The sequence below is a fragment of the Bradyrhizobium ontarionense genome (assembly GCF_021088345.1).
Taxonomy (GTDB): domain Bacteria; phylum Pseudomonadota; class Alphaproteobacteria; order Rhizobiales; family Xanthobacteraceae; genus Bradyrhizobium; species Bradyrhizobium ontarionense.
Genome location: NZ_CP088156.1, coordinates 1,194,951 through 1,211,568 on the forward strand (window position 1 = coordinate 1,194,951; position 16,618 = coordinate 1,211,568).

Consider the following 16,618-nt stretch of genomic DNA (forward strand, 5'->3'; position numbering starts at 1 on the left):
AGTTTACAGGAAGCCGATCGAAATCCACGGGAAAATCGCAACCACGATGAGGCCGATGAGAAGCGCCAGCAGGTAGCCCCAGATCGGGCGGATGCCGTCGGCCGGATCGACCCGGCCGATCGCGCAGGCGGCATAATATCCGACCCCGAAAGGCGGCGCGAACAGGCCAATTCCCATCGCCAGGATGATCACCATGGCATAGTGCACCTCGTGCACGCCCACAGCCCGCGCGATCGGGAACAGCAGCGGCCCGAACAGCACGATGGCGGGAATACCCTCCAGCACGCTGCCGAGGATCGTGAAGGCCAGGATCGACACCGCGATGAATGAGGCCGAGCCGCCGGGCAGCCCGGTCATGGCGGCCGCCAGCGCGCGCGAAAAGCCCGACTGAGTCAGGCCCCAGGCCATGCCGGTCGCGGTGCCGATGATCAGGAGGATCGCGCCGGACAGCGCCGCGGTCTCGATCAGCATCGGCCTCAGGCGGCGCCAGTCGAAGCGACGGTAGATTAGCAGTCCCGCCAACACGCCGTAGACGATGCCGATGGTGGAGACTTCGGTCGCCGTCGCGACCCCCTCGACCACCGCGGCGCGGATCACGAAGGGCAGGGCGAGCGCAGGGACTGCGACCACGAAGGCCTTGCCGATCTCACCGCCAGTCGCGCGGCGGACACCGCTCATGTCCTCGTTGCGATAGCGCCACCACACCAGCGTACACAGCGTGAACGCCAGCACCACGCCCGGCAGCAGCCCGCCGGTGAACAGCGCCGCGATCGACACGCCCGTCACCGAGCCGATGGTGATCAGCACCAGGCTCGGGGGAATCGTCTCGGTCTGCGCGCCGGTGGCCGCGAGCAGGGCGACGAGATCGCCGGGCTTGGCGCCGCGCGCCTTCATCTCCGGAAACAGCACCGGCGCAACGGCAGCCATGTCGGCCGCCTTGGCGCCCGAAATGCCCGACACCAGATACATCGCGCCGACCAGCACGTAATGCAGTCCGCCACGGACGTGACCGAGCAGGCTCGCGAGGAACGCGACCATGGCGCGCGCCATGCCGGTCATCTCGATCAACAGGCCTAAGAACACGAACAGCGGCACCGAGAGCAGGATCAAATGGCTCATGCCCTCGTCCATGCGGCCGACCAGCACCATCAGCGGCGTGCGGGTCGTCAGCGCCAGATAGCCAAAGATGGCGAGCCCGAACGCGAACGCGATCGGCACGCCGGCGAAGACACACAAGCCGACCACGCCGACGAAGAAGATCACGAGATTGATGTTGCCGAGCGGCTTCAGGACCGGCTGCGCCACCCAGAACAGCGCAACGACGGCGGCAACCGTCAGGACCGCGGCAAGCAGCGTCCTGACGTCAGCCGCGCGCAACAGCCGCAGCAGCGCAAACAGCACCATCAGGCCGATGCCGACCGGCAACGCCGCCGCGCGCCAGATATTGGCGATCTGCAACGCCGGCGTGGTGATGAAGCTTTCCTCATAAGCATATTCGTAAGCCGGCCAGGCGACCATCAGCAGGAACGCCAGCGCCGCTGCCGTCGCCACCACGTCGAGAAAGGCCCACAGCCGCGGGCCGGCCATCGCGACCATCGCCGTCATGCGCATGTGCTCGCCGCGGCGGAACGCAACGACGGCGCCGAGCATCGCGAGCCACAGGAACAGGATCGACGCCAACTCGTCCGACCAGATCAGCGGCTGGTGCAGCCCGTAGCGCGCCACCACGCCGGTGAACAGGATCACGATCTCGGCAACGACCAAGAGCGCCGCGGGGATCTCCACCAGTCCGCCGAGGACTGATTCGATCCTGCCGATCAGCGAGCGGCGGCGAGGGGTCTCGACGACGATCTCGCTGACGACGATTTCGGTGAACTCGACATGCGCCATGACATCACCCGACCCAACGCAAAGCCATGGACTACGACAGCTTGCCGGCCGCCTTCTCCAGCAGCGCCCAGGCCTCGTCGCCATACTTGCCCTTCCACTCGGCATAGAAGCCGGCGGAGCGCAGCTTGTCGCGGAACGGCGCCGCGCCGGGCTGGTTGAACGTCAGGCCCTTCGACGCGAGCTCCTGCTGCAGCCCGGCATTCAGCTTGGCAACGTCCTCGCGTTCCTTCACGGCGGCAGCATTGATGTGCTTGGCGACGACGGTTCTGATGTTCTCCGGCACGGCCTCCCAGGCGCGGCGGTTGGCCAGGAACCAGAAGCCGTCCCACATGTGGTTGGTGAGCGAGCAGTATTTCTGCACTTCGTAGAGCTTGGCGGTCGAGATGATCGCGAGCGGATTTTCCTGGCCCTCGACGACCTTGGTCTGCAGCGCCGAATAGACCTCGCTGAAATTGATCGAGGCGGGCGCCGCCTCGAACGCCTTGAACATCGAGGTCCACAGCGGCGACACCGGCACGCGGATCTTGAAGCCCTTAAGGTCATCAGGACCGTTGATCGGCTTGGTCGACGACGTGGTCTGGCGGAAGCCGTTGTCCCAGATCTTGTCCATGACCATCAGGCCGGCCTTGTTGATCTGGCCGCGCACATAGGCGCCGAGATCGCCATCCATGGCCTTCCAGACCGTATCGTAGTCCGGGAACGCAAAGCCGATGCCGTTGATCGAGGCCGCCGGCACCAGGGTCGCCAGGATCAAGCCCGACAGCGTGAAGAATTCGACGCCGCCGGAGCGGATCTGGCTCAGCATGTCCGTGTCGGAACCAAGCTGGTTGTTCGGGAAGATCTGCAGGTCGAACTTGCCGTTGGTCTCGGCCTTGATCGCCGCCGCCATCTCCTTGGCGCGGATGTTGAGCGGATGGGAGTCGGGCAGGTTGTTGGCGTATTTGTAGGTGAACTCGGCGCTCTGCGCCCGCGCCACATGCGGCGCAGCGACGGTTCCGATCCCACCCAGAACGGCTGACGCTGCGGAGGCCTTCAGCAGCGCGCGTCGTGACAGGCTCATGCTCGTTTCTCCCTGAGAAGCTTGTTCTTGTTGCATCGTGCCCGCCGCATGGACGGCGCGAGCCGAATCCCGCGATACCACATGGGCGTCATCAGCGTTTATTGCAGCGATGGGCCGCAGCAGCAATATCGGCGTTCGCTGCAGATGTTCGGAACGCCGCCAGCACGGCCCGGCAGGACGCCGATACAGATCTGCGGCTGCGGAGGATTTTGAGGTCTTGGTCGCAAGCCTCTGAATTCCCTATACATATAAATATTCCATAATATACCTTATGCGAATCAGATATGGGTGCTCCCGATCGTTGGCAACCGCCACCGCGACACGCAACACGCGGTGCCGCGGCTGTGCGAAATCGCCTCCGGCTTGTCACCGCTCAGTCTTCGTTTGGTCAAAGCCCCCGGGTCAAAGCGCTTCCCTAGGATTGGGCACGGGGCGTATCGCGTATGGGACCCGAGGACATGCCAGTTCAGACGACGCCGAAGGAAGTTGATCCGGGTGATGTCGCGCTGTCGCCGGATGACGATATCTGCGAGGAGATCTATCAGCGGGTACTGGGTGAAGTGCGCGCCCGTATCGATCAGCGGATTGCAGATATCGAAGCCAAGGCGGCGGCCACCGAGTTGGTGGAAGTCGACGAACCGGCTACGGACAGCGCCGAGCAAACGGCTGTGCCTCGAGCACCCCGGCGCCGACCAGTGTTGCGTGCCGCGATCACTCTCGTGGCGTCAGCAGGACTCGCCGGAGCCGTCGTCACCCTGGCGCGCGACCATACACAGGCCATCACGTCCGTCACAGACCGGATCGATGCCGCGATTCAGTCCGTTCGTGAGAACCTTCCGAAGACGGCTTCAACCCGCGAACCGGAGACGGCGATGAGCGGGTCGAGCTCGTCCGAGGCAGTGCTGGTGGCCCCTGCCTCGCCATCACCGTCTCCCTCCTCAGCAGCACTCCCTCCCTTACCACTCCCAGACGCGACACCAGCGCCGTCAAGCGATCCGTCGTCGGCGATGGCGGAGGCGACGCCCGAACGCGACGTGTCGTCCGCCCCGGAGCGAGACCTCGTGCCCTTGATCGAGAAGATCGCGCATGACGTTGCCGGGCTGCAGGCCGGGCTTCAAGACCTCAAGGCCAGCCAGGAGCAGACCAGCCGCGATCACACCAAGGCGATCGAGCAGCTGCAAGCCAGCCAGGACCAGCTGGCGCGCGCTGTCCGGGCTGCGAAGAACGAGACGACGGTTGGCGCGGCCGCCCGCCTCGCGCCGCGCCCGCCTCAGGCGCGCCCGCCTCGGTTCCCGTAGACCGGAGCAGCGACCCGCGGGCAGGGAGCAGGGACGCCCTGCTCCCTGCCCGTCCTCTCACAGATAGTTTGCCGCGGCCTCCGCCTCGAAGCGGTCCGGCGGGCCTTCCCAGACGATCTTCGCATGATCGAGCACGTAGACGCGGTCGGCATGAGGCAGCGCGAAGGTGACGTTCTGCTCGCCGAGCAGCACGGTGATCTTGGTGGTCTCGCGCAGCCGGTCCAGCGCCTTCGACAAGGTCTCGAGAATGACCGGCGCGAGGCCGAGCGTCGGTTCGTCCAGGATCAGGAGCTTCGGCTTCATCATCAGGGCGCGCGCGATGGCGAGCATCTGCTGCTCGCCGCCGGATAGCGTGCGCGCCGATTGCGGCTGCCGGGACTTGAGGATCGGAAACAGCCCGAACAGCCAGTCGAGCCGCTCGGCGCGCTCCGCATCATCGAGCGCATTGCCGCCGAGCTCGAGATTTTCGCGAACCGTCATATCGCCGAACAGCTCACGCGTCTCCGGACATTGCACGATGCCGGAGCGCGCGATCTGCGCCGCGGTACCGCCGGCGAGACTGCGCCCTGCCCACTTCACCGCGCCTGAATATGGCACGAGGCCGGAAATCGCGTTGAACAGCGTCGTCTTGCCGGCACCGTTCAGGCCCACCACCGAGACGAATTCGCCCTCGTGGACATGCAGCGACACGTCCTGCAGCGCCAGCGCCTTGCCGTAGACGACGCCGACATTGTCGACCTGCAGCGCCGGCGTGGTGTCCTTGAAGCTCGCCTCCGGCCGCGCGGTGGAGACCAGCGCGCCGCCGAGATAGACGCGCCGCACGGTCTCGTCTTGCATTACCTCGGTTGCCCTGCCCTCGGCGATCTTCTCGCCGAGATACATCGCAAGCACGCGGTCGACTAGCGCCGACACGCTCTTGACGTTGTGGTCGACCAGCAGCACGGCGCGGCCGTCGTCGCGGAATTCACGGATGAGGTTGGAGAAGTCGGCGACCTCCGAGGCCGTGAGCCCCGCGAAGGGTTCGTCGACCAGCACCAGCTTCGGGCTGCGCGCCACCGCCTTGGCGAGCTCGAGCCGACGCAGATCAGCAAAGGCGAGCGTCGGCGGCCGGCGGTCGATCACGTTCCCAAGGCCGACGCGCTCGGCAATCGCGCGCGCTCTGCCATCGACGTCCTTGTCGGCGAACAGCCGCGTCAGCTTGTCCGGCAGCAGCGCGACCTTGATGTTCTCCAGCACGGTCTGGCGCGCCAGCGGGCGCGAATGCTGGAACACCAGCCCCACGCCCATGCGCGCGATGCGATGCGACGGCAGGCCTGCCAGCTCGACACCATCGAGTTTCACGGAGCCCGCGGTCGGCCGCTCCACGCCCATGACGCTCTTCATCGCGGTCGACTTGCCGGATCCGTTCGGCCCGATCAGGCCGAGGATTTCGCCGGGCCGGATCGAGAAGCTCAGATCCTTGACCGCGACGAGGCCGCCGAACCGCTTGGTCAGGCCACTGACCTCCAGCATCGGGGCGCTCATGCCCTGTTGGGTCATGCTTTGGCCCCTCCCCTGATCATGCCGAGGAATCCATCGGGGAAGAACAGGATGACCACGAGCGCGATCACCGAGACGATCAGGGTGGCGAGCTCGCCGAGCGGCCGCAGCAGCTCGCCCATGCCGATCAGGAAGATCGCGCCGATGGCGGCGCCGATCACGGTGCGCCGGCCGCCGAGCACGGCGGCGATGATGATCTGCACGCCGACGCCGACATCGACGAAGGTCGAGACCGACGCCGTGCCCATGTAGAACACCATCAGCGCGCCGGCGAGCCCCGAGAAGAATGCGCTGACGACGAAGGCGGCGAGCTTGTGCTTGGTGACGTTGAAGCCGAGCGCGCCGGCCTGGATCTTGTCCTGCCCGCTCGCCTGCAGGATCAGGCCGATGGCGCTGCGCGACAGGCCAAAGAGGATCGCGCCGCTGACCAGCATGAAGCCGAGCGCGATCCAGTAGTTGGTCTTAGCATCGATCGAGATGACGTCAGGCACCGCGAGGCCGATCTCGCCGCCGGTCAGCCCGGCCGCGACGACGATGAAGTTCTGCAGCATCAGAACGGCCACGAGCGTGGTGAGGCCGAAATACGGCCCGCTGACGCGCAGCGCCGGCAACGCGAGCACGACGCCGCCGACGACGGCCGCCAGCGCGCCGGCGGCGATGCACAGCCAGATCGACAGTCCCGGCGAAAAATGCGCATCGAGAATGCCGGCCGTGTAGGCGCCGACGCCGATCAGGAAGGTTGGCCCGAAATTGACCTCGCCGGCGAAGCCGAACAGCAGGTCCCAGGACATCGCGAACACGGCCGTGTAGTACGCGACCGTCAGCAGTCCGAGGACGTAGCCCGAGACATAGGTCGGCAGCACCAGGGCGACGATGACGGTGACGAGGCCGATCCAGAACAGCCGGGACGATACGAATTTCGGCATGCTCACCTCCGTCCGAACAGCCCTTGCGGGCGCAGATACATGACGATGACGAGCAGCAGCAGCGCCGGAATGGTCCGATAGGCCGGTGAGATCAGATACGCTGTGCCGGTCTCGAGATAGCCGACGACATAGGCCGCGATCAGCGAGCCGGAGACGCTGCCGAGGCCGCCGAGCACGACGATCGAGAACGCGCTCGCCGTCAGCGGCCCGACGCTGTAGGAGCTGACGCCCAGGAACATGCCGAGCAGGATGCCGGCCACGCCCGCCAGCAGCCCGTAGATGGCCCAGACCGTGAGATAGATCGACGACAATTCGATGCCGAGCAAGGTGACGCCGCGCGGGTTCATCGAGGCGGCCATGACGGCCTTGCCGCGCCGCGTGCGGTTGACGAGGAACCACAACAGCCCGATCGCCACCCAGCACACCACGGCCGTGAAGTACTCGTTCTTCGGCGTCCGCACGCCGAACCAGGTGGTGACGCCGTCGACGATCGGCAGCACGGTCTTGGCGTTGTTGGTGAAGAGATACGCGATCGCCTCCTGGATGATGATGCCCCAGAGCAGCGTCGCGGTCAGGATGAAGATCTCCTTCTCCGATTCAGCAATCACCTTGGAACGCTGGATCGGCCTCACGGCGATGAAGTAGGTGGCGAAGGCCAGGATGAAGCCGGCGATGATACCGATCAGCGCGCCGGTGTAGGGCCCGACGCCGAACTCGCTGGCGGCGGCCCAGGCTGCGACCGCGGCGCCCACCATGATGGCACCGTGCGAAAGGTTGAGCACGCCCGAGACACCGAAGATGAGCGTGAAGCCGGTCGCGCCGAGGGCATACAGCGCGCTGATGGCAAAGCCATCAATCAAGATCTGCCAGAAAAGCATTGAAAATCGACCTGAACGTCGGACTGAGGCACCAAAAAAATGGGCCGCTCCATGAGAGCGGCCCCACGATGCGTCAGTTGCTGGCCGCCTTGAGCTTGATGAACGATGGCCATGCGATGGTGCCGGCCGAAAGCTCCTTGGGCCAGACGTTGACCTGCTTGCCGCTCTGCCACTGCAGCATCAACCCGGTGATGTAGCCCTTGCCGGTCCGCAGCGCATGCGGGTTCGGATCATCCTTGGGCTTGAAAGCGATGCGGCCGATCGTTCCGACATAGTCGGTGGCTTCCATGGCCTCGACCATCTTGTCGGGGTCGGTGCCGCCGGCGCGGTGGATGGCGTCCGCGATCATGTAGACGTCGTCATAGGACGTGTAGCCGGCATAGGACGGAAAGTTGCCGAACTTCTTCTGATAGGCCTCGACGAAGGGCAGCGTCTTCGGCGTCACCGCGACACCGGGGCCCGACACGGCATTGTAGAACACGCCTTCGACGGCGCCGTTGGTGTCCTTCCAGAACGTCGAGTTGGTGGCCTGGGAGGAGATGCCGAACATCGGGATCGGCACCTGCTGGCTCTTCCACTGCACGGTCGGCTGGGTGCCGACATGCGAGATGCCGGTGATCATGACGTCCGGTTTCAGGCCTTCGATCTTGTTGAAGATCGGCGTGAAGTCGGTCGTATCCGGCGACATGCGGATATGGTCGACGACCTTGAGGCCGATCTCCGGCAGGCACTTCTCATAGCCGGCGTCGAGCGGCGTCGTCCACGCCGCGTCCTCGCTCATGATCACGGCGGTCTTCATCTTGTAGGGCTCGACCAGCAGATCCTTGGCGGCGTCGCAGACGAGGCCGGCGAGCGACGTCGAGGTCAGATAGCCGTGGAAGGTGTATTTGAGCTGGTCGTAATTCTTGGCGATGTTCTGCGTGATGACGTCGGAGGCGGCGCCAGGCGTGATCATCAGCGTCTTGAGACGCCCTGCCCATGGCTCCAGCGCAAGCACGACCTCGGAGATGTAGCTCGCAATGACCGCATTGACCTTGTCCTCGCTGACGGCGCGCTGGAACGCGCGCACCGACTCGGCTGAGGAGGAATGATTGTCGTAGACGACGATCTCGATCTTGCGCCCGTCGACGCCGCCCTTGGCGTTGATTTCCTCCGCGGCTAGCTGGGCGGCGGGCGCAATCGACGAACCGGCGACGGCTTGCGCTTCGGCGATGACACCGATCTTGATCGGGTCCGCGGCCCATGCGGCTGAGGAGACGAGCGCGGTCGCGCAGCTCGCAAGCAAGAGTGACTTGAGCGAAAACATGGGTACCTCCCGAATCTTTTATGCGCCTCTCACGGGCTGCTGGGATTGTGATCGTGCATCCTGGCGTGCGCAAGTGCTCCGTACAGGCCCTGCCCTGCACTCCCTGCATGATCATGGTTGCAGTGCGTGTCGGATTGCTGCGTTGCACAATCTCAGCGGCAGGGCACCGACCCTCGCCGCCTGAGCGGCGCGGTGTCCTCTCCCGAGGTCAGCCTCCGCCGCACCACGAGCGCCGACCCGCGGATATCCCATCCGTGGGTTGGCGCGCGAGGTGTGACTGCCGTCAATCTCGATCGTGGTTCTGTCCATCAAGTCGGTTCTTGCGGGGGGCGTCCTCGCGATCGTGGCCGAACCGAAATAGGTCCATCAAGTCACCGATCGCGGGCGCATTGACTGGAATATAGGGATTACGTCCAGTGATTGGATTTGGAAGGTTGTCACGGCTCCGCGATGACAGCGTGTCGAGATGCCAATTCCGCTCGATGAACTTCGCGACGGACGCATGATCAGCGTAGACATGCCCAACGTGACCACCACGCGAATAAGGCGATACAACAATCGCAGGAACGCGGACGCCATCCCCGAAAAAGTCAACCGGCTGGACGTAGCCCGAGTCCCAGAAGCCGCCGCCTTCGTCGAACGTGATGAGAATGGCGGTGTGAGCCCAAAGTTCTGGTTGCGACTGAATTTCTTCGATGAACACTCTTGCGTAATTTTCGAAGGACGAGAGCTTGGAGCTGTCCGGGTGACCGCTCGGAGCATCCTCCGAACGAAGGAAGGCGACTTCCGGCAATTTGCCGTTGCGAATGTCCCGGATCAGATCCTCCGCGTCATGCAGATGCGCCGCACGGCTCTCGGCCGTCGACATGACCGCAGTCGAGAACTGGAACGGATTGCAATTATCGCAATAGCCCGGAGAAGCCGTATGATTGGGGTCGGCTACATAGCGATTATATCCACCGGCATACCACGCCCAGGAAATTCCTTTTTCGCTTAGCCGTTCTCCGATCGTTGGCACACTCGAGGGCGGCAAAGCGTTGGGAAGAGTGTCAATTGTTCCATCCGGAAAGTAAGCCGGATGCCTGCTGGCGACGTGATAATAAGTGCCCGGCACGCAATGTGGATCAGGATGATATGGCAGCGAAGCAATATAGGACCGGATCGTCGCCACACCAGGCTGGTTCAGATCCGAACAATTGACGAAGGTGCCTCCGTCGTTGATCGGCGTATTGTTCGCGCCAGGCTTTGGATTGGGATTCATGATGAGGCTGGCATCCGGGGTTGCCGGATTGCCGTAACCATCGCTGAAGTAGATTTCGTCCGCAGTACCGAAAAAGTTCCAGTTGGGCGACGACGGCCCACGCATGGCCTGATGGTAGTTGTCGCTCAACGTATACTCGCGTGCAAGCGCGTGAAAATATGGAACGTCGCCGTGCGCTACGTTGTAGAATCCAAGCGCGACGCCACCGCTACCAATGCCGTTGGCGTTGCGGGTTGCTTCGACCCATGGGAATAGATCATTGAGGCAGCCGCTCGGGTTGTCTGCCGTGGCGTGGGTGATGTCGCAATCCGCCTGTTGCCACTCTGGAAAGAATCCATGGTTGGGATCGGACATGTAGAAATCATAGGGCGTTAAGCCGGTGACCTGAAAAGGCCCGTTCGGCAAATTATTCACGTTGGCGATACGCCCATCGAGCACATATTTGGGAAACGGATTCGTGCCGATGGTCATATCGTGCGGATCAAACAGCGGCGCATACTGATGATAGAACATCGTCTCCCACGCAAGCGCACCGGCATCAGTCGCAAAGGGCGGACCCGCCGTGTCGCTCCCACCTAGTGGCAAGTTGCCTGTGGTTTGCGGTGGGAGCAATGCGTAGGCTTGTTTGCTTCCCGGCGCCAATTGGAAAGTACCCGTCTCAACGGCGCTCGATTGCGCACCTGCAGCGAAATTGTGACCCGGCCGGCCGTCGATATCGACAATGCCCTTCGACAGCAGGTTCGACACATGATCGTCCGAAGGTGCACGATAGGTGGCAAAAACATGATCAAAGCTCTGATTTTCGCCGATGATGACGAGCAGGTGCTTGATCGGCGTCTCGGTCCGACCGTTGTTTGGTTCCGCATTCACGGCAGCCGATGTCTGGATAAGCGCAAGGCCAGCTACAAGAATGGTCCCGCCGGGCGTAACACGCCAGATCCGGGAAAGAATCGGAATTGCAAGCGACCGAACAAGCCGATCCTTTATCCTGCGAATTCTCATTGTTTGTAGTCCTCGAGCTTAGAGTCGCCAAAACAACCGGTGACTGCTTACCGCTCGGACGCAACAAGCCTGTGACGTGTGGATACCTGACAACCTAAATGCGAACCGCAGTTCGTGCGGAGCCGCGCAGTGATGCGACTCGGGGATGATCGGTGTGCAACATCCCTCCTTGATCGAGAGGTCGCGATTTAGCGCTCCGGATGCCAACGCATCGGCCTTCAGCGTTCGCCGGCGTGTCGATGAAGACAAGTCTCGGGGCGATACGCGTTCTGGTAAAGCAGTGATCGCATCATAAGCACGATGGATAGCGGGATGCCCGTGCATCTTGGCACGACACCGCCCGTCCTCCTCCCCTGCTCCAGTCTCGAATTAGACGCGCGGATTACGCAGGCTGCCTGAAATGGCTCAGCATCTCGTGGACGTCGTACGTCATGACGGCGAGCAGCGCCGCCAGCGCAAGATAAGTGCCGGCATATTCGAGCTTGGTCTGTAACGTCGCGCCGTAGTAGGCGACGTTCTCGGGCGCGTTGGGATCGTAGCGCCAGGCTTTCATCAGCTGGGGGCTTGCGAGGATCGCGATGACGATGAGCATGGGGCTCGGGCGGTACAGCATCAACGCCAGCAGCATGGGGACGCCGAGCAGCCAGATGCGCGGGCTGAGCACGCTCGTGACCCGACCGCCGTCGAGCGGCGAGATCGGCAGCAGATTGAACAGATTGAGGAACAGGCCGGAATAGGCGACCGCCAGCAGCAGACCGCTGTCTTCCGACCTCGCCAACAAATAGACGGCCAGCGCCGCCGCTGTCCCGACCAGCGGGCCAGCGAGCGCTACATAGGCCTCCGTCTCCACGTCGACCGGCTGCTCCTTCAAGGCAATCCACGCGCCCACGAACGGGATGAAGGCGGGAGCACCGACATTCAGGCCGCGCTGCCGCGCCGCGATGTAGTGCCCCATTTCGTGGGCGAACAGCAGCGCGATGAAGCCTGCCGCATAGCGCCAGCCCCAAATGCCGGCATAGACCACCAGCGACAGCAGCATGGTGCCGCCGCTCATGGCGAGCTTGCCCCATTTCAGGCTGGAGAACAGGATCAGCAGGAGCGCTTTCACGCAGGCCCGCCAGCGTTGTCGCTGCGCGGCTTGCGGCGGAAGAAGTTCATCACCGCAGCTCCGAATCCGACCACCGCGAAGATGATGATCTTGGCGAACTTCAGGACGAAGGCGCCGGCCAGCGCGAGCAATCCGAGCTTCTTCGCGGCGACGCCGCCGACCAGAGCCAGCAGTCCGTATTCGGCGATCCGATCCGTGCCCGCGCTGAAATCCTCATAGCGCTTGCCGGGATTGTAGGAGAGATCGGCAAGCAGCTCATGCGCGACCGCCTTGTCGCCGGCGATGCGCTCGGAGCCGGACAGGAGATTCAGGCTGAAATAGCCGTCGCGTCCGAGCGCAAAGGTATTGTAGTTGACGTTCTTCGGCGCATCGTCGGGCTGGCCCTTGTCCTTGGCGAGCAGCGACCACACCAGACGATGCGTGCCTGCATCGTAGGCCGGCGGCTCGATCCAGCCGATGACGGCCATTTCGGGGAATCCCCGCGCGACACGATCCTGGTTCGCCTCCTCGGCGCCGGCGCGGAGGCTGCTCAGGAGCTCGTCGGCGTTCCAGTTCTTGGCGTCGTCGTCCTTGATGTAGCCGTCCTTGATGTGCTTGATCACCACCATCCAGTGGTCGTCCTGGCGCTTGCCGACGATCAGGCCGACGAACGTCGCGTCGTTGACGACGTTGCCGAGCGCGCGCAGCACCCGCAGGCCCTCGCTCTTCGGCACGTAGAAATAATCGGCCGGCAGCTTCAGTGTGCCTTGATCGATCAGCGCGATGTCGCTCGGTCCGTCGGTGCCCGCTGTGCTCGCCGCCTGCCAGGCAGCCGTCAATTCCGCCTTGAGCGCGGCCTCATCAGGTGGCGCAGCCTGCACCTGTGCCGACAGACCCACGAATGCTGCGCACAACACTGCGCGCGCGATGATCATCAAACTTTGCACCGGCCCCAATCCTTCAACCCCAAGATAATTGGTCGGATAGTACCGCGAAGGTTCGACGTCACGCAAGAAAGGCCGCTTTTCCCGGGGCCGATTGATCTGCGGACGCCTGCGACGAGAGGAAGAATGTCCGAAAAGGCCCCCTCCTCGTCACGACGCTGTCTTGCTTTCGGCCAAAGCGGCGGGTCGAGTCACGTTTGAAAATTCAAAGAGAAAAGCGGCGTCGCGGCGGGCGCAAGGGTTTGGGGATCACCAATGCAGTCCACACAGAATGTGCAACAGATTGATCCGAGCGAAGTCGGTCTCGCCCCGGGGAAGCCGGAGAAGGCCAGCTACGACCAGCTGTATCGGCGGGTCCTGCGCGAGGTGCTGACGCGGATCGACACGCGGCTGGCGGCGATCGAGAAGCCAGGTGTGGCGGCAGACGCCGCAGCAGCAGCGAGCACCAGCGACGCGGCAGCCGTGGGCGGCCGCTGGGCTCGCATGAAGGCGCCGCTGGGCAAGCTCCGCGGACGCAACGCGGTGGGTCTCGCATTGCTGGTTGTGCTGGTCGGTGGCTCTGTCGCCTGGTCGCAGCGCGATGTCGGATCGTCGCTGATGGACCGCTGGATGCCGTCGTCGACGACGGAGACGTCGCAGGATGAGGCGTCCGCACAGCCGGGCAATGAGGACACCATGATGTCGAACGCCTCTCTGAGAGCGACGGAAGACGGCGCGACCAACGGCTCGGGCGGTCCGACGACGCTGATGCAGCGCATGGCGCGCGACATCGCCGAGTTGCAGCAGGGCATCGAGCAGATCAAGTCCACGCAGGATCAGGCGAGCCGCGATCATACCCGCGCCATCGAGCAATTGCAGGCTGGGCAGGACCAGCTGATGCGCCTGGTGTCGCGCATGTCGAACCAGGCCGCACAGGCGCGCGGCACGATGCCCCCGCCTCCGCCTCAGCAGATCATCGTGACGCCGCAGCGGACCACGACCGGCTTGGCCCGGCCGCAAACGACGCAGTCGCAGGGATCATCGCTCGGGACGTTCCTGACCCGCAATACCTCTGGCATCCAGTCGCCGATGCCGCGCTGATCTCGCGATCAGCAGCGTCCCCGGCAGGATCGAGACGTCTATACCTACGAGCAGGCGTGAATGCGCCCGTCGTAGCCGCGATACGAGGCCTTCTCCGCATCATAGGTGCGGAAGCTCCTGCAGCCTTTCCTCGCTTCACGCTTCGATTCATCCTCAGGCTTGGCGTGGTGCTTGCGCCTGGCGGGCCGGTCCTCGTCGTGGGCACGGTGACGATGTGCATGGGCATGCTCATGCCCGGCTGATGGGCGCGCCGCGGGCGGCTTGGCGCCGGACTTGTCCTGGGCGGCAGCGGTGGACGCCGCCGCAGGCTCGGGCTTCTTGGTCTCGGTCGGTGCCGGCGCAGTCTTCGCCTCAGCAGTGGCCGGCTTGTCGGCCGGTGCGGCGACGGCAGGCTTGCTCTCGGCAGCCTTCTCTTCCGTCTTCCCTTCGACCTTTTCTTGAACCTTTTCTTGGACCTTCTCCTGCACCGGCGCGTCCTTGGCGACGGCCGGCGGCTGGACGACCGGCTCCGCTGGCTTTGCCTCGGTCACGGCGGGCTTCTGACCGACGTCGGTGTCGGCCTTCGGTTCAGCCTTCTCTTCGGCCTTGATTTCAACCTTGTTTTCAATCTTGGGCTCGGCCGGCTTGCTGTCTGCAGCCGTTTCCGTGGGAGCCTTTTCGGTTGCTGCCGGCGTATCGGGAGCCTGCGGCTTCGCTTCGGCCTGAACCGGCTTGGCCTCCTCGGCAGCTGCCGGTGTCGCGGCGGGCTCGGTCGGCTTTTCGGCCGCAGCCTTCTCCGACTCGGCCGCCGGCTTGGCAGCTGGCTCCGAGGGCTGCTCAGTGGCGGGCTTGGCCGCATCGCTCGCGGAGCCCTGCGCCCACGCACCGGGGCTGGCGATCGCGCCGACCACACAGAAAAGGATGCCGGCGCACAGAACGACGGCAGGCGAACGAACAACGGACATGTGCATGCAGAAGATCTCGGTTGAAGGACCAGCAGATTGCCGTTTACGTCAAATCTCCCGGGCTTTCCCCTCGAAAACCTCGCGCGCGCAAAAGAGTCGCACGCGGTGTGCTTTCCGCATCATGCATTTGCAATCGTCGCGTGAAGGCGAGCGTGCCGGCAATCGAAGTCCGGTGCTGACGCGCTCGCCCCGATCCACGATCCTGGCCGTCTTGCTAGACGAGGGACGCGCCCTCAACCTTGGAGCGGCCTTGCATGCACCGCCTCGCGCACGAGCCTCAATTGCGCGGCCAGATCGTATTGAGGATCTGCGCCAGCCGCGCCCCTGCCTTGGCGAGTTGCTGACGCTTGACCGCGTCGGCGCGCTGCAGGTAGGCGGCGCGATCCGGCAGCGTCACGGTCCATTTCGGCGGAATCGGCGCCACGCTCGGCGCGAAGGTGAGGCCCTCGAACGCGTCCTGGGCGGCCTTCAGCGAGGCCGTGGCCCACAGCCTCGCCCAATCCTCCATCGGTGCGCCGGTCGCCGGCACGGCACGCGCCGCGTTGAGCAGGTCGCGGTTGGCCTTGCGGCCGATGTCGAACGGGATGTCGTCCCACTCCGCATGGAGATTGACGTTCTCGTCCCAGATCAGATTGCCGCCGGCCGTCTCGGTCGCGGCATCATACGGGTGGGCGGTAGCATCGGGATCAACCCGCGTGCCCTCTCTGTCGAGATAGACCGCGCCGACATGCAGCGGCTGATGCAGGTCGCCGATGAAGTGCACCAGCAGCAGCAGCGCCTCCTTCTTGTCGCGGATCGAGAACGGCCCCGGCGCCGGCCTGTCCATCAGGACGGCGATGCAGGCATTCACGGCGGCGACGAGGTCGTGGTCGTTGGTGCCGGCCTCACCGAGCGCATAGTCCTTGCGCTGGATCGCGACATCCGTGAAATGGAACGTGTTGTGGCAGCCGCGCTCGACGCCGCCGGTGACGTAGGAGCATGAGGTCCAGTTGCGCTTGGCATAATCCTCCATGCGCGCGCGCTCGAACGCCGAGTTGAACGGAATGCACGGCGTCTCATATTCGGGATGCTCGGGATCAACCTCGTATTTGAAACGGTTGCCGTCGTGATGGACGACGGCCTTGACGCAGTCCGGCCATGGGCCGGCCTCGCGCAGGGTGAGCTCGCGCCAGACCCGCAACTCCTTTTGCAGCTTGATCTCAGCTTCCGGCGGCAGCGGGCCATTGAGGACGTCGCGCACCTGCTTTTTCGCGTTGGCATTGTCGGCGATCAGCGCGTCGGCGATGGCGCCGACCACCTCATGGCCTTGATAGCCCCAGGCAACAGCCCGCTCCGTATGCAGGACCAGGACCCCCAGCAGAACGAGAACGAGCGTCGTGATGCGCGCCATGACGGACCTCCGG

The 16,618-nt window shown here is 64.1% G+C and carries 13 protein-coding genes; 2 read left to right on the forward strand and 11 right to left on the reverse strand.

Going from position 1 to position 16,618, the window contains the following annotated elements; all coding sequences use genetic code 11:
• Positions 1-3: 3 nt before the first annotated feature.
• A complete protein-coding gene (locus LQG66_RS05345) occupies positions 4-1,890 on the reverse strand; it encodes a TRAP transporter large permease (RefSeq protein ID WP_231324208.1) in 1,887 nt (628 codons plus the stop codon).
• A gap of 31 nt (positions 1,891-1,921) precedes the next feature.
• Positions 1,922-2,950, reverse strand: a complete 1,029-nt coding sequence (locus LQG66_RS05350; RefSeq protein ID WP_231324210.1) for a TRAP transporter substrate-binding protein — start codon at positions 2,948-2,950, stop codon at positions 1,922-1,924.
• A gap of 458 nt (positions 2,951-3,408) precedes the next feature.
• On the opposite strand from LQG66_RS05350, the gene LQG66_RS05355 reads away from it, so the two are divergent.
• Positions 3,409-4,248 (forward strand): hypothetical protein, encoded by an 840-nt coding sequence (locus LQG66_RS05355; protein WP_231324212.1) that lies wholly within the window; start codon positions 3,409-3,411, stop codon positions 4,246-4,248.
• Positions 4,249-4,305: 57 nt separating this feature from the next.
• Here the strand turns inward: LQG66_RS05355 and LQG66_RS05360 are convergent, their stop codons facing one another.
• The 7 genes from LQG66_RS05360 to LQG66_RS05390 all read right to left on the reverse strand — a co-directional run bounded on the left by LQG66_RS05360 (position 4,306) and on the right by LQG66_RS05390 (position 13,194).
• The gene (locus LQG66_RS05360) at positions 4,306-5,787 is read right to left on the reverse strand and encodes an ATP-binding cassette domain-containing protein (protein ID WP_231324214.1); all 1,482 of its coding nucleotides are present in this window, start codon (positions 5,785-5,787) and stop codon (positions 4,306-4,308) included.
• Positions 5,784-6,713, reverse strand: a complete 930-nt coding sequence (locus tag LQG66_RS05365; RefSeq protein ID WP_231324217.1) for a branched-chain amino acid ABC transporter permease — start codon at positions 6,711-6,713, stop codon at positions 5,784-5,786. The genes LQG66_RS05360 and LQG66_RS05365 overlap by 4 nt, the downstream gene beginning before the upstream one ends.
• Before the next feature lie 2 nt (positions 6,714-6,715).
• Positions 6,716-7,591: a branched-chain amino acid ABC transporter permease gene (locus LQG66_RS05370; protein WP_231324219.1), complete on the reverse strand. Its 876-nt coding sequence runs from the start codon at positions 7,589-7,591 to the stop codon at positions 6,716-6,718.
• A gap of 73 nt (positions 7,592-7,664) precedes the next feature.
• Positions 7,665-8,897 carry an ABC transporter substrate-binding protein gene (locus LQG66_RS05375; RefSeq protein WP_231324221.1) on the reverse strand — a complete coding sequence of 411 codons (1,233 nt, stop codon included), beginning with the start codon at positions 8,895-8,897 and terminating at the stop codon, positions 7,665-7,667.
• Between the two features lie 283 nt (positions 8,898-9,180).
• Positions 9,181-11,160: an alkaline phosphatase family protein gene (locus LQG66_RS05380; protein ID WP_231324223.1), complete on the reverse strand. Its 1,980-nt coding sequence runs from the start codon at positions 11,158-11,160 to the stop codon at positions 9,181-9,183.
• A 382-nt stretch (positions 11,161-11,542) separates the two neighbouring features.
• Positions 11,543-12,268, reverse strand: a complete 726-nt coding sequence (locus LQG66_RS05385) for a site-2 protease family protein (RefSeq protein ID WP_231324225.1) — start codon at positions 12,266-12,268, stop codon at positions 11,543-11,545.
• Positions 12,265-13,194, reverse strand: a complete 930-nt coding sequence (locus tag LQG66_RS05390; RefSeq protein WP_231324227.1) for a DUF2167 domain-containing protein — start codon at positions 13,192-13,194, stop codon at positions 12,265-12,267. Before LQG66_RS05390 ends, LQG66_RS05385 begins: the two co-directional genes overlap by 4 nt.
• Positions 13,195-13,446: 252 nt before the next feature.
• Here LQG66_RS05390 and LQG66_RS05395 point away from each other — a divergent pair, with 252 nt between their 5' ends.
• Positions 13,447-14,271, forward strand: coding sequence for a hypothetical protein (locus LQG66_RS05395; RefSeq protein WP_231324230.1), 825 nt, complete (start codon positions 13,447-13,449; stop codon positions 14,269-14,271).
• A 44-nt stretch (positions 14,272-14,315) separates the two neighbouring features.
• On the opposite strand, the gene LQG66_RS05400 is transcribed toward LQG66_RS05395, so the two are convergent.
• Together LQG66_RS05400 and LQG66_RS05405 are read right to left on the reverse strand one after the other, a co-directional pair.
• Entirely contained in the window at positions 14,316-15,221 is a 906-nt protein-coding gene (locus tag LQG66_RS05400; protein ID WP_231324232.1) for a hypothetical protein, read from the reverse strand.
• Positions 15,222-15,492: 271 nt separating this feature from the next.
• On the reverse strand, positions 15,493-16,605 hold the full coding sequence (locus LQG66_RS05405; RefSeq protein WP_231324234.1) for a S1/P1 nuclease: 1,113 nt from the start codon (positions 16,603-16,605) through the stop codon (positions 15,493-15,495).
• Between the last annotated feature and the right edge of the window lie 13 nt (positions 16,606-16,618).

Excerpts from the sequence above, each read along its gene's own strand:
- LQG66_RS05345 (WP_231324208.1), bottom strand. The coding sequence starts at position 1,890 with ATGGCGCATGTCGAGTTCACCGAAATCGTCGTCAGCGAGATCGTCGTC.
- LQG66_RS05350 (WP_231324210.1), bottom strand. The coding sequence starts at position 2,950 with ATGAGCCTGTCACGACGCGCGCTGCTGAAGGCCTCCGCAGCGTCAGCC.
- LQG66_RS05355 (WP_231324212.1), top strand. The coding sequence starts at position 3,409 with ATGCCAGTTCAGACGACGCCGAAGGAAGTTGATCCGGGTGATGTCGCG.
- LQG66_RS05360 (WP_231324214.1), bottom strand. The coding sequence starts at position 5,787 with ATGACCCAACAGGGCATGAGCGCCCCGATGCTGGAGGTCAGTGGCCTG.
- LQG66_RS05365 (WP_231324217.1), bottom strand. The coding sequence starts at position 6,713 with ATGCCGAAATTCGTATCGTCCCGGCTGTTCTGGATCGGCCTCGTCACC.
- LQG66_RS05370 (WP_231324219.1), bottom strand. The coding sequence starts at position 7,591 with ATGCTTTTCTGGCAGATCTTGATTGATGGCTTTGCCATCAGCGCGCTG.
- LQG66_RS05375 (WP_231324221.1), bottom strand. The coding sequence starts at position 8,897 with ATGTTTTCGCTCAAGTCACTCTTGCTTGCGAGCTGCGCGACCGCGCTC.
- LQG66_RS05380 (WP_231324223.1), bottom strand. The coding sequence starts at position 11,160 with ATGAGAATTCGCAGGATAAAGGATCGGCTTGTTCGGTCGCTTGCAATT.
- LQG66_RS05395 (WP_231324230.1), top strand. The coding sequence starts at position 13,447 with ATGCAGTCCACACAGAATGTGCAACAGATTGATCCGAGCGAAGTCGGT.
- LQG66_RS05400 (WP_231324232.1), bottom strand. The coding sequence starts at position 15,221 with ATGCACATGTCCGTTGTTCGTTCGCCTGCCGTCGTTCTGTGCGCCGGC.
- LQG66_RS05405 (WP_231324234.1), bottom strand. The coding sequence starts at position 16,605 with ATGGCGCGCATCACGACGCTCGTTCTCGTTCTGCTGGGGGTCCTGGTC.